The following is a 15,673-nucleotide window of genomic DNA, read 5'->3' on the forward strand; positions in this document are numbered from 1 at the left end:
CCCCGCCCACCGCGTCCCCCGTCCGGCCCGCCCCGCCCGCCGCCGGACCGCCCCTCGCCCGCACCGCGCCACCCGCCGCCCTCGCGCGCACCGCCCCGCCCGCCGCCGGACCCGCCTCCCGCGTCGCTGCCTCCGGCACCGCTTCCTCCGACGACTCCACCAAGACCGTCTCCTACCGCGGCCACACCTTCACCGTGCCCGCGAGCTGGCCGGTCGTCGACCTCACCGAGGATCCCGCCGCCTGCGTCCGCTTCGACCGGCACGCCGTCTACCTCGGCGACCCCGGCGAACAGCAGGACTGCCCGGCCCGCGTCACCGGCCGCACCGAGGCGCTGTGGCTGCGGCCGGCCACCGCGACCAAGGCCGCCGTCACCGAGAACCCGGTCGCCCACGAGTTCCGGGCCACCGCGCCCGCCGACGGCATCGCCGTCACCGCCACCTACGGCGCCGACCGCGCCACCGTCGAGCGGGTGCTGCGCAGCGCCGGACTGCCGGTCGCCGCCGCCCGCGCCGAACCGCCCGCCGCCGCCCCCGCCGCCCGGGCCCTGCCCGCCGACGCCACCGTCCACCAGGGCAAGGGCTTCGACACCTGCGCGGCGCCCGGCCCGAGCACCATGACCGCCTGGAAGGCCGCCTCCCCGTACAGCGCGGTCGGCGTCTACATCGGCGGCGTCAACCGAGGCTGCGCCCAGCCCAACCTGACCGCGGAGTGGGTGCGGACCCAGTACACGGCCGGCTGGCGCTTCCTGCCGCTCTACGCCGGCCCGCAGCCCGCCGCCGGGGCCGGCAGCTGCGCGGACGACTGCGCGGCCATCACCGACCCGGCGCCGCAGGGCAGGGCCGCCGCCGAGGACGCCGCCGCCCAGGCCGGTGCGCTGGGCCTCGGCACGGGCTCGGTGCTCTACAACGACCTGGAGCAGTACACGCCGGGCGCCGCCGTGACCGCGCGGGTGCTCGGCTACCTGGAGGCGTGGACCGCGCGCCTGCACGAGCTCGGCTATCGCTCCGGCGCGTACGGCAGCGTCTCCTCCCTCGTCGCCGACCTGGTCGACCACGCCACCGGGACGACCCTGCCCGACGTGATCCACTTCGCCCACTGGAACGACGAGGCCACCCTCACCGACCCGGCGCTCCCGGCCGCGCTCTGGTCCGGCCACCAGCGCGTCCACCAGTACGCGGGCGACCGCGCCGAGACGTACGGCGGCATCCGCGTCAACCTCGACCGGGACCTGCTGGACGTGGGCGCCGGGGCGTAGCGGCCTGCCCGCAGTGTCCACGGGTGATCACCCTGCGTCTCAATTGATGAGCAGATGAAGGGACCGGCCCGTGGACCCCGTACTGTTTGAAGTGTGACCGTGAACGCTAAGACCAGCGCGAGCGCTGGCAACACCTGGCGAAACCTGCCCGCGGCGCAGCAGCCCGAGTACCCCGACGCCGAGGCTCTGCGCGATGTGATCGCGGAGCTGGAGTCGTATCCGCCGCTCGTCTTCGCGGGCGAGTGCGACCAGCTGCGCGCCCGGATGGCGTCCGTCGCCAGGGGAGAGGCGTTCCTCCTCCAGGGCGGCGACTGCGCGGAGGCGTTCGACGCCGTCTCCGCCGACCACATCCGCAACAAGCTGAAGACCCTGCTCCAGATGGGCGCCGTGCTGACGTACGCCGCCTCCGTGCCCGTGGTGAAGGTCGGCCGGATCGCCGGCCAGTACTCCAAGCCCCGCTCCAAGCCGACCGAGACCCGCGACGGGGTGACGCTGCCGACCTACCGCGGCGACTCGGTCAACGGCTTCGACTTCACCGAGGCGGCCCGCATTCCGGACCCGGAGCGGCTGAAGCGGATGTACCACGCCTCCGCCTCCACGCTGAACCTGGTGCGCGCCTTCACCACCGGCGGCTACGCCGACCTGCGCCAGGTGCACGCCTGGAACCAGGACTTCGTGAAGTCCTCGCCCTCCGGCCAGCGCTACGAGCAGCTCGCCCGGGAGATCGACAACGCGCTGCACTTCATGCGGGCCTGCGGCACCGACCCGGAGGAGTTCAAGACCGTCGAGTTCTTCTCCTCGCACGAGGCGCTGCTGCTGGACTACGAGTCGGCGCTCACCCGCACCGACTCGCGCACCGGGCAGCTGTACGACGTCTCGGCGCACATGGTGTGGATCGGCGAGCGCACCCGGCAGCTGGACCACGCGCACATCGAGTTCGCCTCGAAGATCCGCAACCCGATCGGCGTCAAGCTCGGCCCGTCCACGACGGCCGAGGAGGCGCTCCAGTACATCGAGCGCCTGGACCCGGACCGCGAGCCGGGCCGGCTGACCTTCATCGTCCGCATGGGCGCCGACAAGGTCCGCGACAAGCTGCCCGAGCTGGTCGAGAAGGTCACCGCCTCGGGCGCGACCGTCGCCTGGATCACCGACCCGATGCACGGCAACACCTACGAGGCGGCCTCCGGCCACAAGACCCGCCGCTTCGACGACGTGCTCGACGAGGTCAAGGGCTTCTTCGAGGTGCACAAGGCGCTCGGCACCCACCCGGGCGGCATCCACGTGGAGCTGACCGGCGACGACGTCACCGAGTGCGTGGGCGGCGGCGACGAGATCTTCGTCGACGACCTGCACCAGCGCTACGAGACGGCCTGCGACCCGCGGCTCAACCGCAGCCAGTCGCTCGACCTGGCCTTCCTCGTCGCGGAGATGTACCGCGACCAGTGACGGGTACTCCCGCCGCGGCGGGATGATCTGGGGCGCGGATCACACACGGTCCGCGCCCCAGCCGCTTTCACGGCCCTCGCACGACGGGTAAGGTTAGGCATGCCTCACCGAGAACTCGGGACGGCACCACTGATCCGACCCGGCGGGAGGTGAGCCGCGTGTACGTCTGCAGTTGCTTCGGCATCACCGAGCAGCAGGTCAAGCAGCACGCGGAGAACGGCGCCTGCACGCCCCGCCAGATCGCCTCCGCCTGCAAGGCCGGCACCGACTGCGGCGGCTGCGTGAAGCGCATCCAGGCCCTGCTGGGCCGGGGCGCCTGCCCGCGCCGGGAACTGATCGACCGCGGCGCCGCGGCCTTCCCGCGACTGCCGCGCACCGCCGCGACGACGACGGCGGACGCCGCCCCCGAGCGCGACGCCGCCTAGCCCCGGCCGGGGCAGGGGCCCTGAAGCCTTTCGGGGGTCCTTACGGCGTCGAGAAGCCGTGGGTGCCGGGGCCCGAGGGGTCCGGCTGGCTCTGCTCGATGACCGTCGCCAGGTACAGCGCCTCGCCCAGCTTGTCCACCAGCTCCAGCTGGGTGTCCAGGTAGTCGATGTGGTGCTCCTCGTCCGCGAGGATCGCCTCGAAGATGTTGGCCGAGGTGATGTCGCCCTTGTCGCGCATCACGTCCACGCCCCGGCGCAGCCGGTCGATGGCCTCGACCTCGATCTGCCGGTCGGCCCGGAACATCTCGGTCACCGTCTGCCCGACCTGGACGTGGAAGAGCCGCTGGTAGTTCGGCAGGCCGTCCAGGAGCAGGATGCGGTCGGTCAGGAGCTCGGCGTGCCGCATCTCGTCGAAGGACTCGTCGCGGGTGTACTTGGCGAGTTTCGTCCATCCCTTGTGGTCCTGCAGCTTCGAATGCAGGAAGTACTGGTTGATCGCGGTCAGCTCGGCGGTCAGCTGCTCGTTGAGGAGTTCGATGACCTCGGGGTCGCCTTGCATCCTGCTGGGCTCCTTCTGTGCGGATCCGATCCGATAGCGCCGCATGATTGCACCGGTGCGCACAGTCGTCCAGTAAGTTCACACTTAGTAATAGATGCCCGAATCGTTCCCGGGCCGTTCCTGCTCACCCCGTCCGGTCTGTCAGGATGGAGTCATGGGTCAGCCGGTGGAACGCGGGTCTGGGGACGCGTCTGGAGCAGGGGCGAAGGGGGCTTCGGCGGGGGCGGCGCGGCCGGAGCTGCCGCCGGGCCAGCGACTCCAGCGCGGCTGGCCGGTCACCCACTACGGACCGGTGCCCAAGTTCCGGCCCGAGCGCTGGGAGTTCCGGGTCTTCGGCGCCACCGCCGACGGCGCCAAGCACTGCTGGACCCACGAGGAGCTGACGGCCCTGCCGTACACCACCGTGGTCGCCGACCTGCACTGCGTCACGAAGTACAGCATGCTCGGCGCCGAATGGGGCGGCATCCCGGCCCGTACGATCCTGGACATCGCCCCGCCCGCGCCGGACGTCACCCATGTGATGGTCTGGGCGGAGTACGGCTTCAGCTCCAACCTGCGCCTGGCCGACTTCACCGCCGAGGACGCCCTCTTCGCCACCCACAAGGACGGCGAACTGCTCACCGCCGAGCACGGCTTCCCGCTCCGCCTGGTCGTCCCGCACCTGTACGCCTGGAAGGGCCCCAAGTGGGTGCGCGGCGTGGAGTACATGACCGCCGACCGGCGAGGCTTCTGGGAGGAGCGCGGCTACCACAACATCGGCGACCCCTGGAAGGAGCAGCGCTACTCCTACCAGGAGGAACCGGGGGACGGGCCGGAGCTGTGAAACTCCGCTCCAGCCGTCCCTGAGCTTTCCAGCCGTCCCTGAGCTTCAGCCGTCCCTGAGCTTCTTCAGCCGCTCCACGTCGGCCGCGTGGCCCTCCTTGCCGCCGGGCGTCTCGATGACCAGCGGCACGCCCTCGGTGGCCGGGTGGGTCATCAGCGCGCGGAACGGGTCCTCGCCGATGTGCCCGGCGCCGATGTTCTCGTGCCGGTCCTTGTGCGCGCCGCAGACGTCCTTGGAGTCGTTGGCGTGGATCAGCTTCAGCCGGCCCGGACCGACGGTCTCCACGAGCAGGTCGAGGGTCTGGTGCATGCCGTGCGGGCCGGTCAGGTCGTGCCCGGCGGCGAAGGCGTGGCAGGTGTCCAGGCACACGCCCAGCTTGGGATGGGCGTCCAGCGCCGCGAAGTACGGACCGAAGTCCCAGGTGCGCGAGCACAGCGAGGCGCCCTGTCCGGCCGTCGACTCCAGCAGCAGGCACGGGTCGTCGTCGTGGGTCAGCTCGTCCAGCAGCGGCAGCAGGCGCTCCCGTACCTGCGCGAGGGCCACCTCCCGGTCCCGGCCGCCGGTCGCGCTCCCGGTGTGCACGACCACGCCCAGCGCGCCGATCTCCCGGCCGCGCCGCAGCGAGTGCCGCAGCGATTCCACCGACCGCTCGGCGGTGGCCTCGGTGTGCGAGCCGAAGTTGATCAGGTACGGGGCGTGCACGTACGCCGGTATCGACTCCTCGGCGCAGGCCGCGCGGAACGCCTCGTCCTGGCGTGGGTCGCCGGTGGGCGTGGCCCAGCCGCGCGGGTTGGCGACGAAGACCTGCACGGTCTCGGCCTTCAGCTCACGGGCGTAGGCGAGGCCCACGGAGTTCAGCCCGCCCGCGACGGGGACGTGGCCGCCCACCGGGTTGCGGGCGCGACCCGGCGGGACGGAAGGGGCCGGCGGGGTGGGTGTGACGGGGGAGGCGGGGGACTGCTGGGTGCTCACCCGTTCAGGGTGTCACGGGGTCCGGCGGGCGCCGGGCCCGGGCCGCCGTGATCCCGCTCTCGTGGGGCGCCTCACCGGATGGTGAGGGTGATCGTGGAGCCCTTCGGGGCCCGGTCGCCGCCGTCCACCGACTGCTTCTTGACGGTGTCGCCGAACAGTCCGAGCAGCCCGCGGTCCTCGTCGACCTTGAACCCGGCGTCCTCAAGCGTCTTCTTGGCGTCGTCCACGCTGTCGCCCGTCACGTCCGGCACCTCGACCATCTCCGGGCCCTTGGACACGGTCAACGTGATCGTGTCGCCCTCGGCCGCCCTGCCGCCGGCGCCCGGGGACTGGCGGGCGACCTGGCCCGCGTCGTACTCCGAGGTGACCTGCTCGGCGGCGACCTTCACCTTCAGGCCCGCGTCCGCCAGGTCCGACCTCGCCTGGTCCAGGTCCTCGCCGGTGACGTCCGGCACGTCCACCGGACGGCCCTTGCTGACCGTGAGCGCGATCGCCGAGCCGGCCCGGCGGTCGGTGCCCGCCCCGGGCTCGGTGCAGATCACGGAGCCCTTGTCCACGTCGTCGCTGAATTCCCGGCTCACCATGCCCGGCTCCAGGCCCTCCTTCTTCAGCCGGGCGCGCGCCTTGTCCAGCGCCATGCCCTTCAGGTCGGGCACCCGCACCGTCTCCGGTCCGTCCGACAGGGTGAGCCGCACCGCGTCGTGGCTGCGGATCCGGGCGCCGACCTTCGGATCGGTGCTGATGACCGTGCCGCGCCGGACCGTGTCGCTGTAGGCGTGCTCGACGCCCTTGACCTTGAGACCGGCCCCGTCGAGCCGTGTTCTGGCCTGCTCCTCGGTCTTGCCGAGCACCGGCGGCACCTGGGTGAACTGGCCGGAGTTGATGTACCAGACGCCGCCGCCGACGCCGAGGACCAGCAGCACGGCGGCGACGAGCGTGAGCAGCCCGCGCCGGGACCGCCGGGCGCCGGACCGCCGCGGCGCGGGGCCCGGGGGCGGGGGCGTCTCCAGGCGGCTGGTGCGGTGCAGGGCGGCCTCGTCCGCCGGGTCGCCGTTCACGGGCAGCGGGCGGGGCACCGTCAGCGCGCGCGGGATCACGCTCGTACGGTCCTCGGCGTTGTCGTGCTCCTCGGTGCGGGCCCGCGGGGGCAGTGCGTCGAGCTGGTCGGCGCTCAGCGCCGCGCGGGCCTCCCGGGCCCGGGCCAGCAGGGCCACGGCGTCGTGCGGGCGCGTCTGCGGGGCGCGGGCGGTGGCGGCGGCGACCAGCTCGTCCAGCGCCGGCGACAGGCCCGGCACGGCGGCCGACGGGGGCGGCACGTCCTCGTGCAGGTGCCGGTAGAGCACCTGGGCGGGGGTGTCGCCCTGGTGCGGCTTGCCGCCGGTCAGCATCTCGTAGAGGACGACACCGCACGCGTACACGTCGACCCGGGGGTCGGCGGTGCCGGTCTCGATCTGCTCCGGGGCGAGGTAGGAGACGGTGCCGAGGACGGCGCCGGTGGTGCTCGTCACGGTGTCCACGGAGCGCACCAGCCCGAAGTCGGCGACCTTGACCCGGCCGTCGTCCCCTATCAGGACGTTCTCCGGCTTCATGTCGCGGTGCACGAAGCCCGCGCGGTGGGCGGCGCCCAGCGCGGCGAGCACCGGCTCCAGGATGTCCAGCGCGGCCCGCGGCTGGAGCGCTCCGCGCTCGCGCAGCACGTCCCGCAGGGTGCAGCCGGCGACGTACTCCATCGCCAGGTAGACGTACGACCCCTGGGCCCCCTGGTCGAACACCTGAACGACGTTGGGGTGGTCGAGGCGGGCGACCGACTTGGCCTCCCGGATGAACCGCTCCACGAACGAGACGTCCGTGGCGAGCGCGGGGTGCATCACCTTGAGGGCGAGGACCCGGTCCAGACGGGTGTCCAGGGCCCGGTAGACCGTGGCCATCCCGCCGGCGGCGATCCGCGCGTCGACGCGGTAGCGGCCGTCGAGCACCTGCCCGACGAGAGGGTCCTGAAGGGTCGTATCCACGCAGCGAGTCTACGAGCCGCCACGGACGCGCACGCCTCCCGGACGCCGCCCGGGACGGGACTGAAGCCGTCCTGTGACGCTTCCCACGCCCCCCGCGGCCACCCGCCCGCGCCCCCGAGCGCCCCCGAGCGCCGCAGTGCCGGCGCCCGACAGGGCCGGAGCGCCGGAGCGCCGGAGCACCGGAGCGCCGGAGTCCTGGAGCGCCGGAGTCCTGGAGCGCCGGAGTCCTGGAGCGCCGGAGTCCCGCCGGGCTAGAACGCCGGGCGCTCCGGGTCCAGGGCGGCCAGGCCCTCGGTGGGCGAGGACGCCTCGGCGAAGTGGCGCCGGGGGATGCGCCCGGCCAGCCGGGCCAGCCGGCCCGCCGTCACCGCGTGCCGCATCGCCTCGGCCATCAGCACCGGCTCCTGCGCCCGGGTCACCGCCGAGGCGAGCATCACACCCGCGCAGCCCAGCTCCATCGCCAGCGCCACGTCCGAGGCGGTGCCCGCGCCCGCGTCCAGGATCACCGGCACGCGCGCGTGCTCCACGATCAGCTGGAAGTTGTGCGGGTTGCGGATGCCGAGCCCGGAGCCGATCGGCGAGCCCAGCGGCATGATCGCCGCACAGCCCGCGTCCTCCAGCTTCCGGGCCAGCACCGGGTCGTCGTTGGTGTACGGCAGCACCGTGAAGCCGTCGTCCACCAGCGTCTCCGCGGCGTCCAGCAGCTCGATCGGGTCCGGCAGCAGGGTCCGCTCGTCGGCGATGACCTCCAGCTTCACCAGATCGGTGCCCAGCGCCTCGCGCGCCAGACGCGCCGTGAGCACGGCCTCGCCCGCGGTGAAGCAGCCCGCCGTGTTCGGCAGCACCGCGATGCCCAGCTCGCGCAGCATCGACAGCACCGAGCCGTGCACCGACGCGTCGACCCGGCGCATCGCCACTGTGGTCAGCTCGGTGCCGGAGGCCACCAGGGCCCGCTCCAGCACATCGAGGCTCGGCGCGCCGCCGGTGCCCATGATCAGGCGGGACGTGAGGGACGTACCGCCGAGGACGAGAAGGTCGTCGGCCATGGTTCAGCCTCCCTGGACGGCGGTCAGCACTTCGACGCGGTCGCCCTCGGCCAGCACCGTGGCGGACCAGCGGGCGCGCGGGACGACGGTCTCGTTGAGGGCGGCGGCCACCCCGGAGGGCGCCGCGGTCAGCTCCCGCACGACGGCGTCCAGCGCCGTGCCGGACGCCACGCTGCGGGACTCGCCGTTGACGGAGATGTTCATACGGGCTGCTCCGTGCGGACGGCGGCGCGAAAACGCCGCGGGGTGAAGGGGCGGGCCTCGTCGGGCAGTTGGCCGGTGGTCAGGACGTGCGCCAGGACGTCGCCGGTGACCGGGGTGAGCAGCACCCCGTTGCGGTGGTGGCCGGTGGCCAGCAGCAGTCCGGGCAGCGCGGTCGGGCCGAGCAGCGGCGCGTTGTCCGGGGAGCCGGGGCGCAGTCCGGCCCGGGTCTCGGTCAGCGGCAGCTCGGTGATGCCGGGCACCAGCTCGTGCGCGTCGCGCAGCAGCTCGTACACGCCGCCGGCGGTCACCGTCGTGTCCCAGCCCAGCTCCTCGCTGGTGGCCCCGACGACCAGCTCGCCGCTGAGCCGCGGCACCAGGTACAGGTGGCCGCCGCGCACCACGGCCCGCACCGTGCGGCTCAGGAACGGCGCGTACCGCGCGGGCACCGTCAGCCGCAGCACCTGGCCCTTGACCGGCCGCACCGGCGGCAGCACCTCGTCCGGCACTCCGGCCAGGCGTCCGCTGAGGCTGCCGGCGGCCAGCACCACCTGCGGGGCGCCGAGCGCCGTGCCGTCGGCGAGGACGCAGCCGGCGGCCCGGTCCCGCTCGACGGTGAGCCGCTCGGCCCAGGCGCGGTGGAAGACCACGCCGGCCCGCTCGCAGGCGGTCACCAGCGCCGCGGCCAGCCGCCGCGGGTCGATCTGGTGGTCGCCGTCCACCCGCAGCCCGCCGCGCACCCCCGGCGCGAGCATCGGCTCCAGCTTCCGGCACTCCCGCCCCGACAGCCACTCCGACTCCAGGCCCGACCGCCGCTGCAGCGCGTGCAGTTCGCGCAGATGGGCCCGGTCGTCGGCGTCCAGCGCCACCGCGAGGGTGCCGCACCGGCGGTAGCCGAGGTCGTGTCCGGTCGCCTCGGTCAGTTCGGCGGCGAAGTCCGGATAGCGGCGCGCGGAGGCCAGGTTGAGTCCGAGCAGCGTCTGCTCGCCGTAGTGGAGTTCGGTGACCGCGGCCAGCATCCCGGCCGCCACCTGCGCGGCGCCGCCGCCCGGCTCGGGGTCCACCACGGCGGTGGCCAGTCCGCGCTGCGCCGCGCGCCAGGCCGTCACCAGGCCGATGATCCCGCCGCCGAGGACGAGGACGTCCGACGTGTGCGTCGATGACATGGGCTTCCAGCCCCTCCCTTCGCCGGCATGACCCGGATCAGGTTCGTACGGTCGGAGGCCGCCAGCCTCCCTCTCAGCCCGGTGCGTCCGGGCTCCCGCGAGTGCTTATAGCCTAGCAGCGCCACTTGGGAGGGAGCTTTTCGCATGTCGCGTTCACCGGGTTCACTGGACGGTCTGATCCTCGCCCCCGTCGCCGACCAGGCCCCCGGCCAGGTGGGCACGCGGACCCGCTTCGCGTACCACGAGGAGGACGGGCGGATCTGGGCCGAGTACGCCGGCGGCGATGTCGTACGCGGCCATCTGGTGGGTACCAGAGAGGGCGACCGGCTCGACTTCCGGTACGTCCAGCTCAAGCATGACGGCACCACCTCCAGCGGGCACTGCGTCTCGACGGTGACCGAACTGGCCGACGGGCGGCTGCGGTTGGCGGAGAACTGGGAGTGGGAGTCGCAGCCGGGCAGCGGCACGAGCGTGGTGGAAGAGGTCCGGCGGTAGCCGTTGTGCGAGAGGTCACCGCGCACGCCGCTCACTGACGGCCCGTCAGGTGGCTATGGTGATCAGGTGAGCGAGCAGACGCGGGAACAGGGCACGGCACAGCCGCGGCGCGTGGTCGTCGTGGGCGCGGGCATGGCCGGCGTGCAGACCGCGGTCGCCCTGCGCGAGCAGGGCTTCACCGGCTCGGTGGTGCTGATCGGCGCCGAGCCGCACCAGCCCTACGACCGGCCGCCGCTGTCCAAGGCCGTCCTGCTCGGCAAGGCCGAGGACTCCGCCTTCGACGTCGACTTCGAGGCGCTCGGCCTCGAACTGCGGCTCGGCTGCGAGGCGCTGGCCGTCCGCCCCGAGGAGCACGTCCTCGACACCTCCGCCGGGCCGGTGCCCTACGACGTCCTCGTCCTCGCCACCGGTGCCGAACCGATTCGCCTCCCGGGCTCCGAGGGCGTGCCCGGCGTCCACCTGCTGCGCACCCTGGACGACGCCGCGCGCCTGCGGCCGGTGCTCGCCGCGCGGCACGACGTGGTGGTCGTCGGGGCCGGCTGGATCGGCGCGGAGTTCGCCACCGCGGCGCGCGAGGCCGGCTGCGCCGTGACGGTGGTGGAGGCGGCCGACCGGCCGCTGGCGGAGGTGCTGCCCGCCGAGGTCGCCGCGCCGATGGCCGCCTGGTACGCCGACAGCGGCGCCGAGCTGCGCACCCGCGCGCGGGTGGCGCGCGTCGAGCCCGGCGCGGTGGTGCTCGACGACGGCTCGCGGCTGCCGGCGGGCGCGGTCGTCGTCGGCATCGGGGCGCGCCCGGCGACCGCCTGGCTGGCCGCCTCCGGCATCGGGCTGGGCGAGCACGGTGAGATCCTCGCCGACGACCACCTGCGCACCGGCCTGCCCGACGTGTACGCGGTCGGCGACTGCGCCTCCTTCCCCTCCGGCCGCTACGGCGAGCGGCTGCTGGTCCACCACTGGGACAACGCGCTCCAGGGGCCGCGCACGGTCGCCGCCAACGTGGTCGGCGAGGCCCCCGCTCCCTACGACCCGGTGCCGTACTTCTGGTCCGAGCAGTTCGGCCGCTTCGTGCAGTACGCCGGGCACCACACGGCCGCCGACACGCTGCTGTGGCGCGGCGACGCGACCGGTCCGGCGTGGAGCGTGTGCTGGCTGCGCGGGCGGCGGCTGGTCGCTCTGCTGGCGGTCGGCCGACCGCGCGATCTGGCGCAGGGCCGGCGGCTCGTCGAGGCCGGTACGGAGATGGACCCGGAGCTGCTCGCGGACCCGGCCCGACCGCTGAAGACGGCGGCCGCGTAGGGCGCCGGGGCGCCGGCCGTCCGCCCAGGCGGGTGGGGCTGACTTCCGACTGTCGGTGGCAGATGGCACGCTTGGTTCCGTGACCGAGATTGACGCCAAGATTGATGCTCTCGTCCCCGCCTGGCTCACCCTGCCCGATATCGCCGAAATGTTCGATATCGAGGTGACACGGGTGCGGCAGCTGGTCAAGGAGGGCCAGCTCATCGCCGTACGCCGAGGGGAGAACCGGGCCCTGCACGTGCCTGCCGCCTTCATCGACGGCGACAAGGTCGTCAAGGGCCTGGTGGGGACCCTGACCCTGCTGCGGGACGACGGCTTCACGGCCGAAGAGATGATCGAGTGGCTCTTCACCCCCGACCCGAGCCTGCCCGGCACCCCCGCGCAGGCCCTCAGCGAGAACCGCGGCACGGAGGTGAAGCGCCGAGCCCAGGCCCTGGCCGTCTGACGCCCCGCCGCCGTGCCGGGGGCCGGCCGCGAAGCCGGCCCCCGACCACCCCTTGGTCCGCGCGCCGTCCACGGCCTCTGCGGGCCGCTGGCGACGGGGCCCCGCAGGCCGGTGCCCACGGGGCCCTGCAGGCCGGTGGCCACGGGGCCCTGAGGATCGGCGCCCCTGCGGGCCGGTGGCCACGGGGCCCTGGGGACCGGCGGCTACGACACTCCCTCGGCGGCCCGGCGGCGACGCCCTCATGGACCGGCGGCGACATCACCGCAGACCAGGTGCCACGACGTCCCCGCAGACCGGTTGCCACGAGGTCCCGCAGGCCGGTGGCCGCAGGCCCCGAGGGCCGGCGGGCGCGCCGCCCCGAGGGCCGGCGGGCGCGACGCCCCGCGGGTCGGTGGTGACGCCCTCTCGGGCCGGTGGCCATGGTGTCTCGCGGGCCGAGGGTCGGCGAGTGCGGCGCGCTCCGGGCCGTGGACCGGTGACGGCGGCGCCGGCGGCCCGCGTAGGCTGTGGGCGCCGCCGTGCCGTACCGGACGGCGACGGGTGCGCGCCGCGACCCTACGGCCCGCGCCGCGGCAGCGCGCCGCGCCCGTCGACGCGGCGCACCGCGCCGACGCACCGCACCTCGCGGCCGCGCGCCGGCACACGAGACCAACGAGGGGGACCCACGTATGTCCGACGCCGCCATCGGCGCCTCCGCCGCCCGGGAGCGGCTCGCCGACGCCCGGGTGTACCTGTGCACGGACGCCCGCAGGGACCGCGGCGACCTGGCCGAGTTCCTCGACGCGGTGCTGGCCGGCGGGGTTGACATCGTGCAGCTGCGGGACAAGGGCATGGAGGCGGGGGAGGAGCTGGAGCACCTGGAGGTGTTCGCCGACGCCTGCGCCCGTCACGGCAAGCTGCTCGCGGTCAACGACCGCGCCGACGTCGCCCACGCCGCCCGCGCCGACGTGCTCCACCTCGGCCAGGGCGACCTGCCCGTGCCCGCCGCCCGCGCGATCCTCGGCGACGACGTCCTGATCGGCCGCTCCACGCACGCCGAGCCGGAGGCCGCCGCGGCGGCCGTCCAGGACGGCGTGGACTACTTCTGCACCGGCCCCTGCTGGCCCACCCCCACCAAGCCGGGCCGCCACGCCCCCGGCCTCGACCTCGTCCGGTACACCGCCGCCCTCGGCGCCGACCGCCCCTGGTTCGCCATCGGCGGCATCGACCTGGACAACCTCGACGAGGTCCTGGCGGCCGGCGCCCGGCGCGTCGTCGTGGTCCGGGCGATCACCGAGGCCGACGACCCCGGCGCGGCCGCGGCCGCGTTCGCCGAGCGGCTGAGGGCGGCGCGCTAGCCCCGCGCCCGGCGCGGGTTTCCGGCCGTGACGGAGCCCGGCGGCGTCTCGGTCCGTGGACGGCGGGCGACTCCGGACGCCCCGCCGCGGACCGCGGTGTCCGAGGGGTGGACAACAAAGGTGCAATTCGGTCAAATTTCCGGCGCTCGGTTGGGGGACCGTCGCCCTGTGGATAGCCTGCGGGTATGGCCCTCGGAACCGCATCCACCAGGACTGACCGCGCACGCACCGTGCGCGACATGCTCGCCGCAGGCAAGAGCACGTTCTCGTTCGAGTTCTGGGCGCCCAAGACGGAGAAGGGCGAGCGCAACCTCTGGAACGCGCTGCGCAGGGTCGAGGCGGTCGCCCCCGACTTCGTCTCGGTGACCTACGGCGCCGGCGGCTCCACCCGCTCGGGCACCGTCCGGGCCACCCAGCAGATCGCGGCCGACTCCACCCTCACCCCGGTCGCCCACCTCACCGCGGTCAACCACTCGATCGCCGAGCTGCGCAACATCATCGGCCAGTACGCCGACGCCGGGATCCGCAACATGCTCGCGGTGCGCGGCGACCCGCCCGGCGACCCCATGGGCGACTGGGTCCCGCACCCGCGCGGGCTGACCTACGCCGCCGAACTCGTCCGGCTCATCAAGGAGTCGGGCGACTTCTGCGTCGGCGTCGCGGCGTTCCCGGAGATGCACCCGCGCTCGGCCGACTGGGACGCCGACGTCGCCCGCTTCGTCGACAAGTGCCGCGCGGGCGCCGACTACGCCATCACCCAGATGTTCTTCCAGCCGGAGTCCTACCTCCGGCTGCGCGACCGCGTCACCGCCGCCGGCTGCGCGACCCCGGTCATCCCCGAGATCATGCCGGTCACCAGCGTCAAGATGCTGGAACGACTGCCCCAGCTCAGCAACGCCGTCATCCCCGACGCCCTGAAAGAGCGGATCCTCGCGGCGAAGGACGATCCGGCGGCGGTACGCTCCATGGGAATCGAGTTCGCCACCGAGTTCTGCGCGCGGCTGCTGGCCGAAGGAGTGCCCGGACTGCACTTCATCACGCTCAACAACTCCACGGCGACCCTGGAAATCTACGAGAACCTGGGCCTGCACCACCCCCCGCGGGCCTAGACCGGCCGTCTCCGCGTACGACACACTGCGGAGCGGCCATTGGGAGAGGGGCGTACATGGGCTGGACGGTCCTCTACATCGCGTTCGGCGGCGTCGCGCTGTGGCTGCTCGGCGAGGTGCTGCTGCAGTACAAGGCGCGGCTGCGCTGGCGGCTGCTCGCCTTCGCCGGCTTCCTGTGCGTCGTGGTCGGCGTGCTGCTGCCCTCGGTCCTGGTCATCGCCCTGGGCACGGCCGCGTTCGCGGTGGGGCAGACGTTCGTGACGCTGTCCTTCCGCCGCGGCTTCGCCGCCGGCTGGGCGGTCAGCCGGCCGGATCCGGGCGCGGAGAGCACCAAGCGCCGCCGGGGCCGGGCCGAGCGCGGGAAGAAGGGCGACGCCCCGCAGAGCGCCGGCTTCGAACCGGCCGACGGCGACCACGACACCGGCGACGGCGCGCCCCGTGCGGCCGGCGCGGACCCGACGACCGCCATGGACCAGCTGAGCGCCACGGAGCAACTGGGCGCCACCGACCGGCCGGACGGCGCCGAGGCCCTGCCCGGCCACGACGTCCCGGCGTACGGGCACGACGACGACTACGACCGCGACGACGTGTTCGCCCCCGCCCGCCCCCTCCCGGCCGCGGCCGACGCGGCCACCGCCGTCTACGCACCCCAGCCCCTGCCCGACGACACCGGTTCCTACGGCGTCTACGCCGCCCAGCCCGCCCAGGACCAGTACGCCACCACCCAGGGCCCCGACCAGGGTTACGGCTACGACTACTCCGGCTACGGGCAGCAGGGCTACGGCTACGACGGCGCCGGCCAGGGCTACAACGGCTACCCCGACCCCTACCTCGGCGACCAGTCCGGCTACGGCGGCGCCTCCTACGACGGCGCCTACGGCCAGGACGGCGCCCAGCCGCCGTACACGACCGGCGGCTACGGCGGGGACACCCCGGCCGCCGGGGTGTGGGTGCCGCAGCAGCGCGGCGAGGACCCGCACGGCGGCGCGCTCCCGCCCGAGCAGCAGCCCTACCCGTACCAGGGCGACGGCCACCAGCAGAGCCCGCACACGCCGGGCTTCGACGAGCAGTACCGCTTCTGAACC

The 15,673-nt window shown here is 74.1% G+C and carries 16 protein-coding genes and 1 riboswitch; of the genes, 10 read left to right on the forward strand and 6 right to left on the reverse strand.

Annotated elements, in window-relative coordinates:
- The 3 genes from ABEB07_RS33935 to ABEB07_RS33945 form a co-directional block, all read left to right on the forward strand.
- On the forward strand, positions 1–1,256 hold a 1,256-nt coding region (locus tag ABEB07_RS33935; RefSeq protein WP_345671879.1), incomplete at its 5' end, for a glycoside hydrolase domain-containing protein.
- Positions 1,257–1,349: 93 nt separating this feature from the next.
- Positions 1,350–2,702: a class II 3-deoxy-7-phosphoheptulonate synthase gene (locus tag ABEB07_RS33940; protein ID WP_164581661.1), complete on the forward strand. Its 1,353-nt coding sequence runs from the start codon at positions 1,350–1,352 to the stop codon at positions 2,700–2,702.
- A gap of 158 nt (positions 2,703–2,860) precedes the next feature.
- Positions 2,861–3,127 (forward strand): (2Fe-2S)-binding protein, encoded by a 267-nt coding sequence (locus ABEB07_RS33945; RefSeq protein ID WP_176148623.1) that lies wholly within the window; start codon positions 2,861–2,863, stop codon positions 3,125–3,127.
- A gap of 40 nt (positions 3,128–3,167) precedes the next feature.
- On the opposite strand, the gene bfr is transcribed toward ABEB07_RS33945, so the two are convergent.
- Positions 3,168–3,686 carry a bacterioferritin gene (gene bfr, locus ABEB07_RS33950; protein ID WP_176148622.1) on the reverse strand — a complete coding sequence of 173 codons (519 nt, stop codon included), beginning with the start codon at positions 3,684–3,686 and terminating at the stop codon, positions 3,168–3,170.
- Between the two features lie 154 nt (positions 3,687–3,840).
- On the opposite strand from bfr, the gene ABEB07_RS33955 reads away from it, so the two are divergent.
- Complete coding sequence (locus tag ABEB07_RS33955) at positions 3,841–4,509, forward strand: sulfite oxidase-like oxidoreductase (RefSeq protein WP_345671884.1); 669 nt, start codon at positions 3,841–3,843, stop codon at positions 4,507–4,509.
- A 45-nt stretch (positions 4,510–4,554) separates the two neighbouring features.
- Here ABEB07_RS33955 and ABEB07_RS33960 read toward each other — a convergent pair whose 3' ends face one another.
- The 5 genes from ABEB07_RS33960 to thiO form a co-directional block, all read right to left on the reverse strand.
- Positions 4,555–5,481: a deoxyribonuclease IV gene (locus ABEB07_RS33960; protein WP_345671885.1), complete on the reverse strand. Its 927-nt coding sequence runs from the start codon at positions 5,479–5,481 to the stop codon at positions 4,555–4,557.
- Between the two features lie 71 nt (positions 5,482–5,552).
- Positions 5,553–7,493 carry a Stk1 family PASTA domain-containing Ser/Thr kinase gene (gene pknB, locus ABEB07_RS33965; RefSeq protein WP_345671887.1) on the reverse strand — a complete coding sequence of 647 codons (1,941 nt, stop codon included), beginning with the start codon at positions 7,491–7,493 and terminating at the stop codon, positions 5,553–5,555.
- A 251-nt stretch (positions 7,494–7,744) separates the two neighbouring features.
- The gene (locus tag ABEB07_RS33970) at positions 7,745–8,539 is read right to left on the reverse strand and encodes a thiazole synthase (protein WP_345671888.1); all 795 of its coding nucleotides are present in this window, start codon (positions 8,537–8,539) and stop codon (positions 7,745–7,747) included.
- 3 nt (positions 8,540–8,542) lie between these two features.
- A complete protein-coding gene (thiS, locus tag ABEB07_RS33975) occupies positions 8,543–8,743 on the reverse strand; it encodes a sulfur carrier protein ThiS (RefSeq protein WP_164586329.1) in 201 nt (66 codons plus the stop codon).
- Positions 8,740–9,906 carry a glycine oxidase ThiO gene (gene thiO, locus ABEB07_RS33980; protein WP_345671889.1) on the reverse strand — a complete coding sequence of 389 codons (1,167 nt, stop codon included), beginning with the start codon at positions 9,904–9,906 and terminating at the stop codon, positions 8,740–8,742. The genes thiS and thiO overlap by 4 nt, the downstream gene beginning before the upstream one ends.
- Positions 9,904–10,015, reverse strand: a riboswitch (TPP riboswitch). It overlaps the preceding gene by 3 nt.
- Positions 10,016–10,050: 35 nt before the next feature.
- Between thiO and ABEB07_RS33985 the strand changes: the two genes are divergently transcribed.
- The 6 genes from ABEB07_RS33985 (at position 10,051) to ABEB07_RS34010 (ending at position 15,670) form a co-directional block, all read left to right on the forward strand.
- Positions 10,051–10,401 (forward strand): hypothetical protein, encoded by a 351-nt coding sequence (locus ABEB07_RS33985; protein WP_345671890.1) that lies wholly within the window; start codon positions 10,051–10,053, stop codon positions 10,399–10,401.
- A gap of 66 nt (positions 10,402–10,467) precedes the next feature.
- Complete coding sequence (locus tag ABEB07_RS33990; RefSeq protein WP_176148619.1) at positions 10,468–11,697, forward strand: NAD(P)/FAD-dependent oxidoreductase; 1,230 nt, start codon at positions 10,468–10,470, stop codon at positions 11,695–11,697.
- A 79-nt stretch (positions 11,698–11,776) separates the two neighbouring features.
- Positions 11,777–12,142 carry a helix-turn-helix domain-containing protein gene (locus tag ABEB07_RS33995; protein WP_164586772.1) on the forward strand — a complete coding sequence of 122 codons (366 nt, stop codon included), beginning with the start codon at positions 11,777–11,779 and terminating at the stop codon, positions 12,140–12,142.
- A 668-nt stretch (positions 12,143–12,810) separates the two neighbouring features.
- Positions 12,811–13,479 carry a thiamine phosphate synthase gene (gene thiE / locus ABEB07_RS34000; RefSeq protein WP_164583250.1) on the forward strand — a complete coding sequence of 223 codons (669 nt, stop codon included), beginning with the start codon at positions 12,811–12,813 and terminating at the stop codon, positions 13,477–13,479.
- A 185-nt stretch (positions 13,480–13,664) separates the two neighbouring features.
- Entirely contained in the window at positions 13,665–14,588 is a 924-nt protein-coding gene (metF, locus tag ABEB07_RS34005) for a methylenetetrahydrofolate reductase [NAD(P)H] (RefSeq protein WP_345671892.1), read from the forward strand.
- Positions 14,589–14,644: 56 nt separating this feature from the next.
- Positions 14,645–15,670, forward strand: coding sequence for a hypothetical protein (locus ABEB07_RS34010; RefSeq protein WP_345671894.1), 1,026 nt, complete (start codon positions 14,645–14,647; stop codon positions 15,668–15,670).
- Positions 15,671–15,673: the final 3 nt, after the last annotated feature.

Origin of the sequence: Streptomyces similanensis, assembly GCF_039543625.1 — a bacterium.
Lineage (GTDB): Bacteria > Actinomycetota > Actinomycetes > Streptomycetales > Streptomycetaceae > Streptomyces > Streptomyces similanensis.

Excerpts from the sequence above, each read along its gene's own strand:
- bfr (WP_176148622.1), bottom strand. The coding sequence starts at position 3,686 with ATGCAAGGCGACCCCGAGGTCATCGAACTCCTCAACGAGCAGCTGACC.
- ABEB07_RS33955 (WP_345671884.1), top strand. The coding sequence starts at position 3,841 with ATGGGTCAGCCGGTGGAACGCGGGTCTGGGGACGCGTCTGGAGCAGGG.
- ABEB07_RS33970 (WP_345671888.1), bottom strand. The coding sequence starts at position 8,539 with ATGGCCGACGACCTTCTCGTCCTCGGCGGTACGTCCCTCACGTCCCGC.
- thiS (WP_164586329.1), bottom strand. The coding sequence starts at position 8,743 with ATGAACATCTCCGTCAACGGCGAGTCCCGCAGCGTGGCGTCCGGCACG.
- thiO (WP_345671889.1), bottom strand. The coding sequence starts at position 9,906 with ATGTCATCGACGCACACGTCGGACGTCCTCGTCCTCGGCGGCGGGATC.
- ABEB07_RS33985 (WP_345671890.1), top strand. The coding sequence starts at position 10,051 with ATGTCGCGTTCACCGGGTTCACTGGACGGTCTGATCCTCGCCCCCGTC.
- thiE (WP_164583250.1), top strand. The coding sequence starts at position 12,811 with ATGTCCGACGCCGCCATCGGCGCCTCCGCCGCCCGGGAGCGGCTCGCC.
- metF (WP_345671892.1), top strand. The coding sequence starts at position 13,665 with ATGGCCCTCGGAACCGCATCCACCAGGACTGACCGCGCACGCACCGTG.
- ABEB07_RS34010 (WP_345671894.1), top strand. The coding sequence starts at position 14,645 with ATGGGCTGGACGGTCCTCTACATCGCGTTCGGCGGCGTCGCGCTGTGG.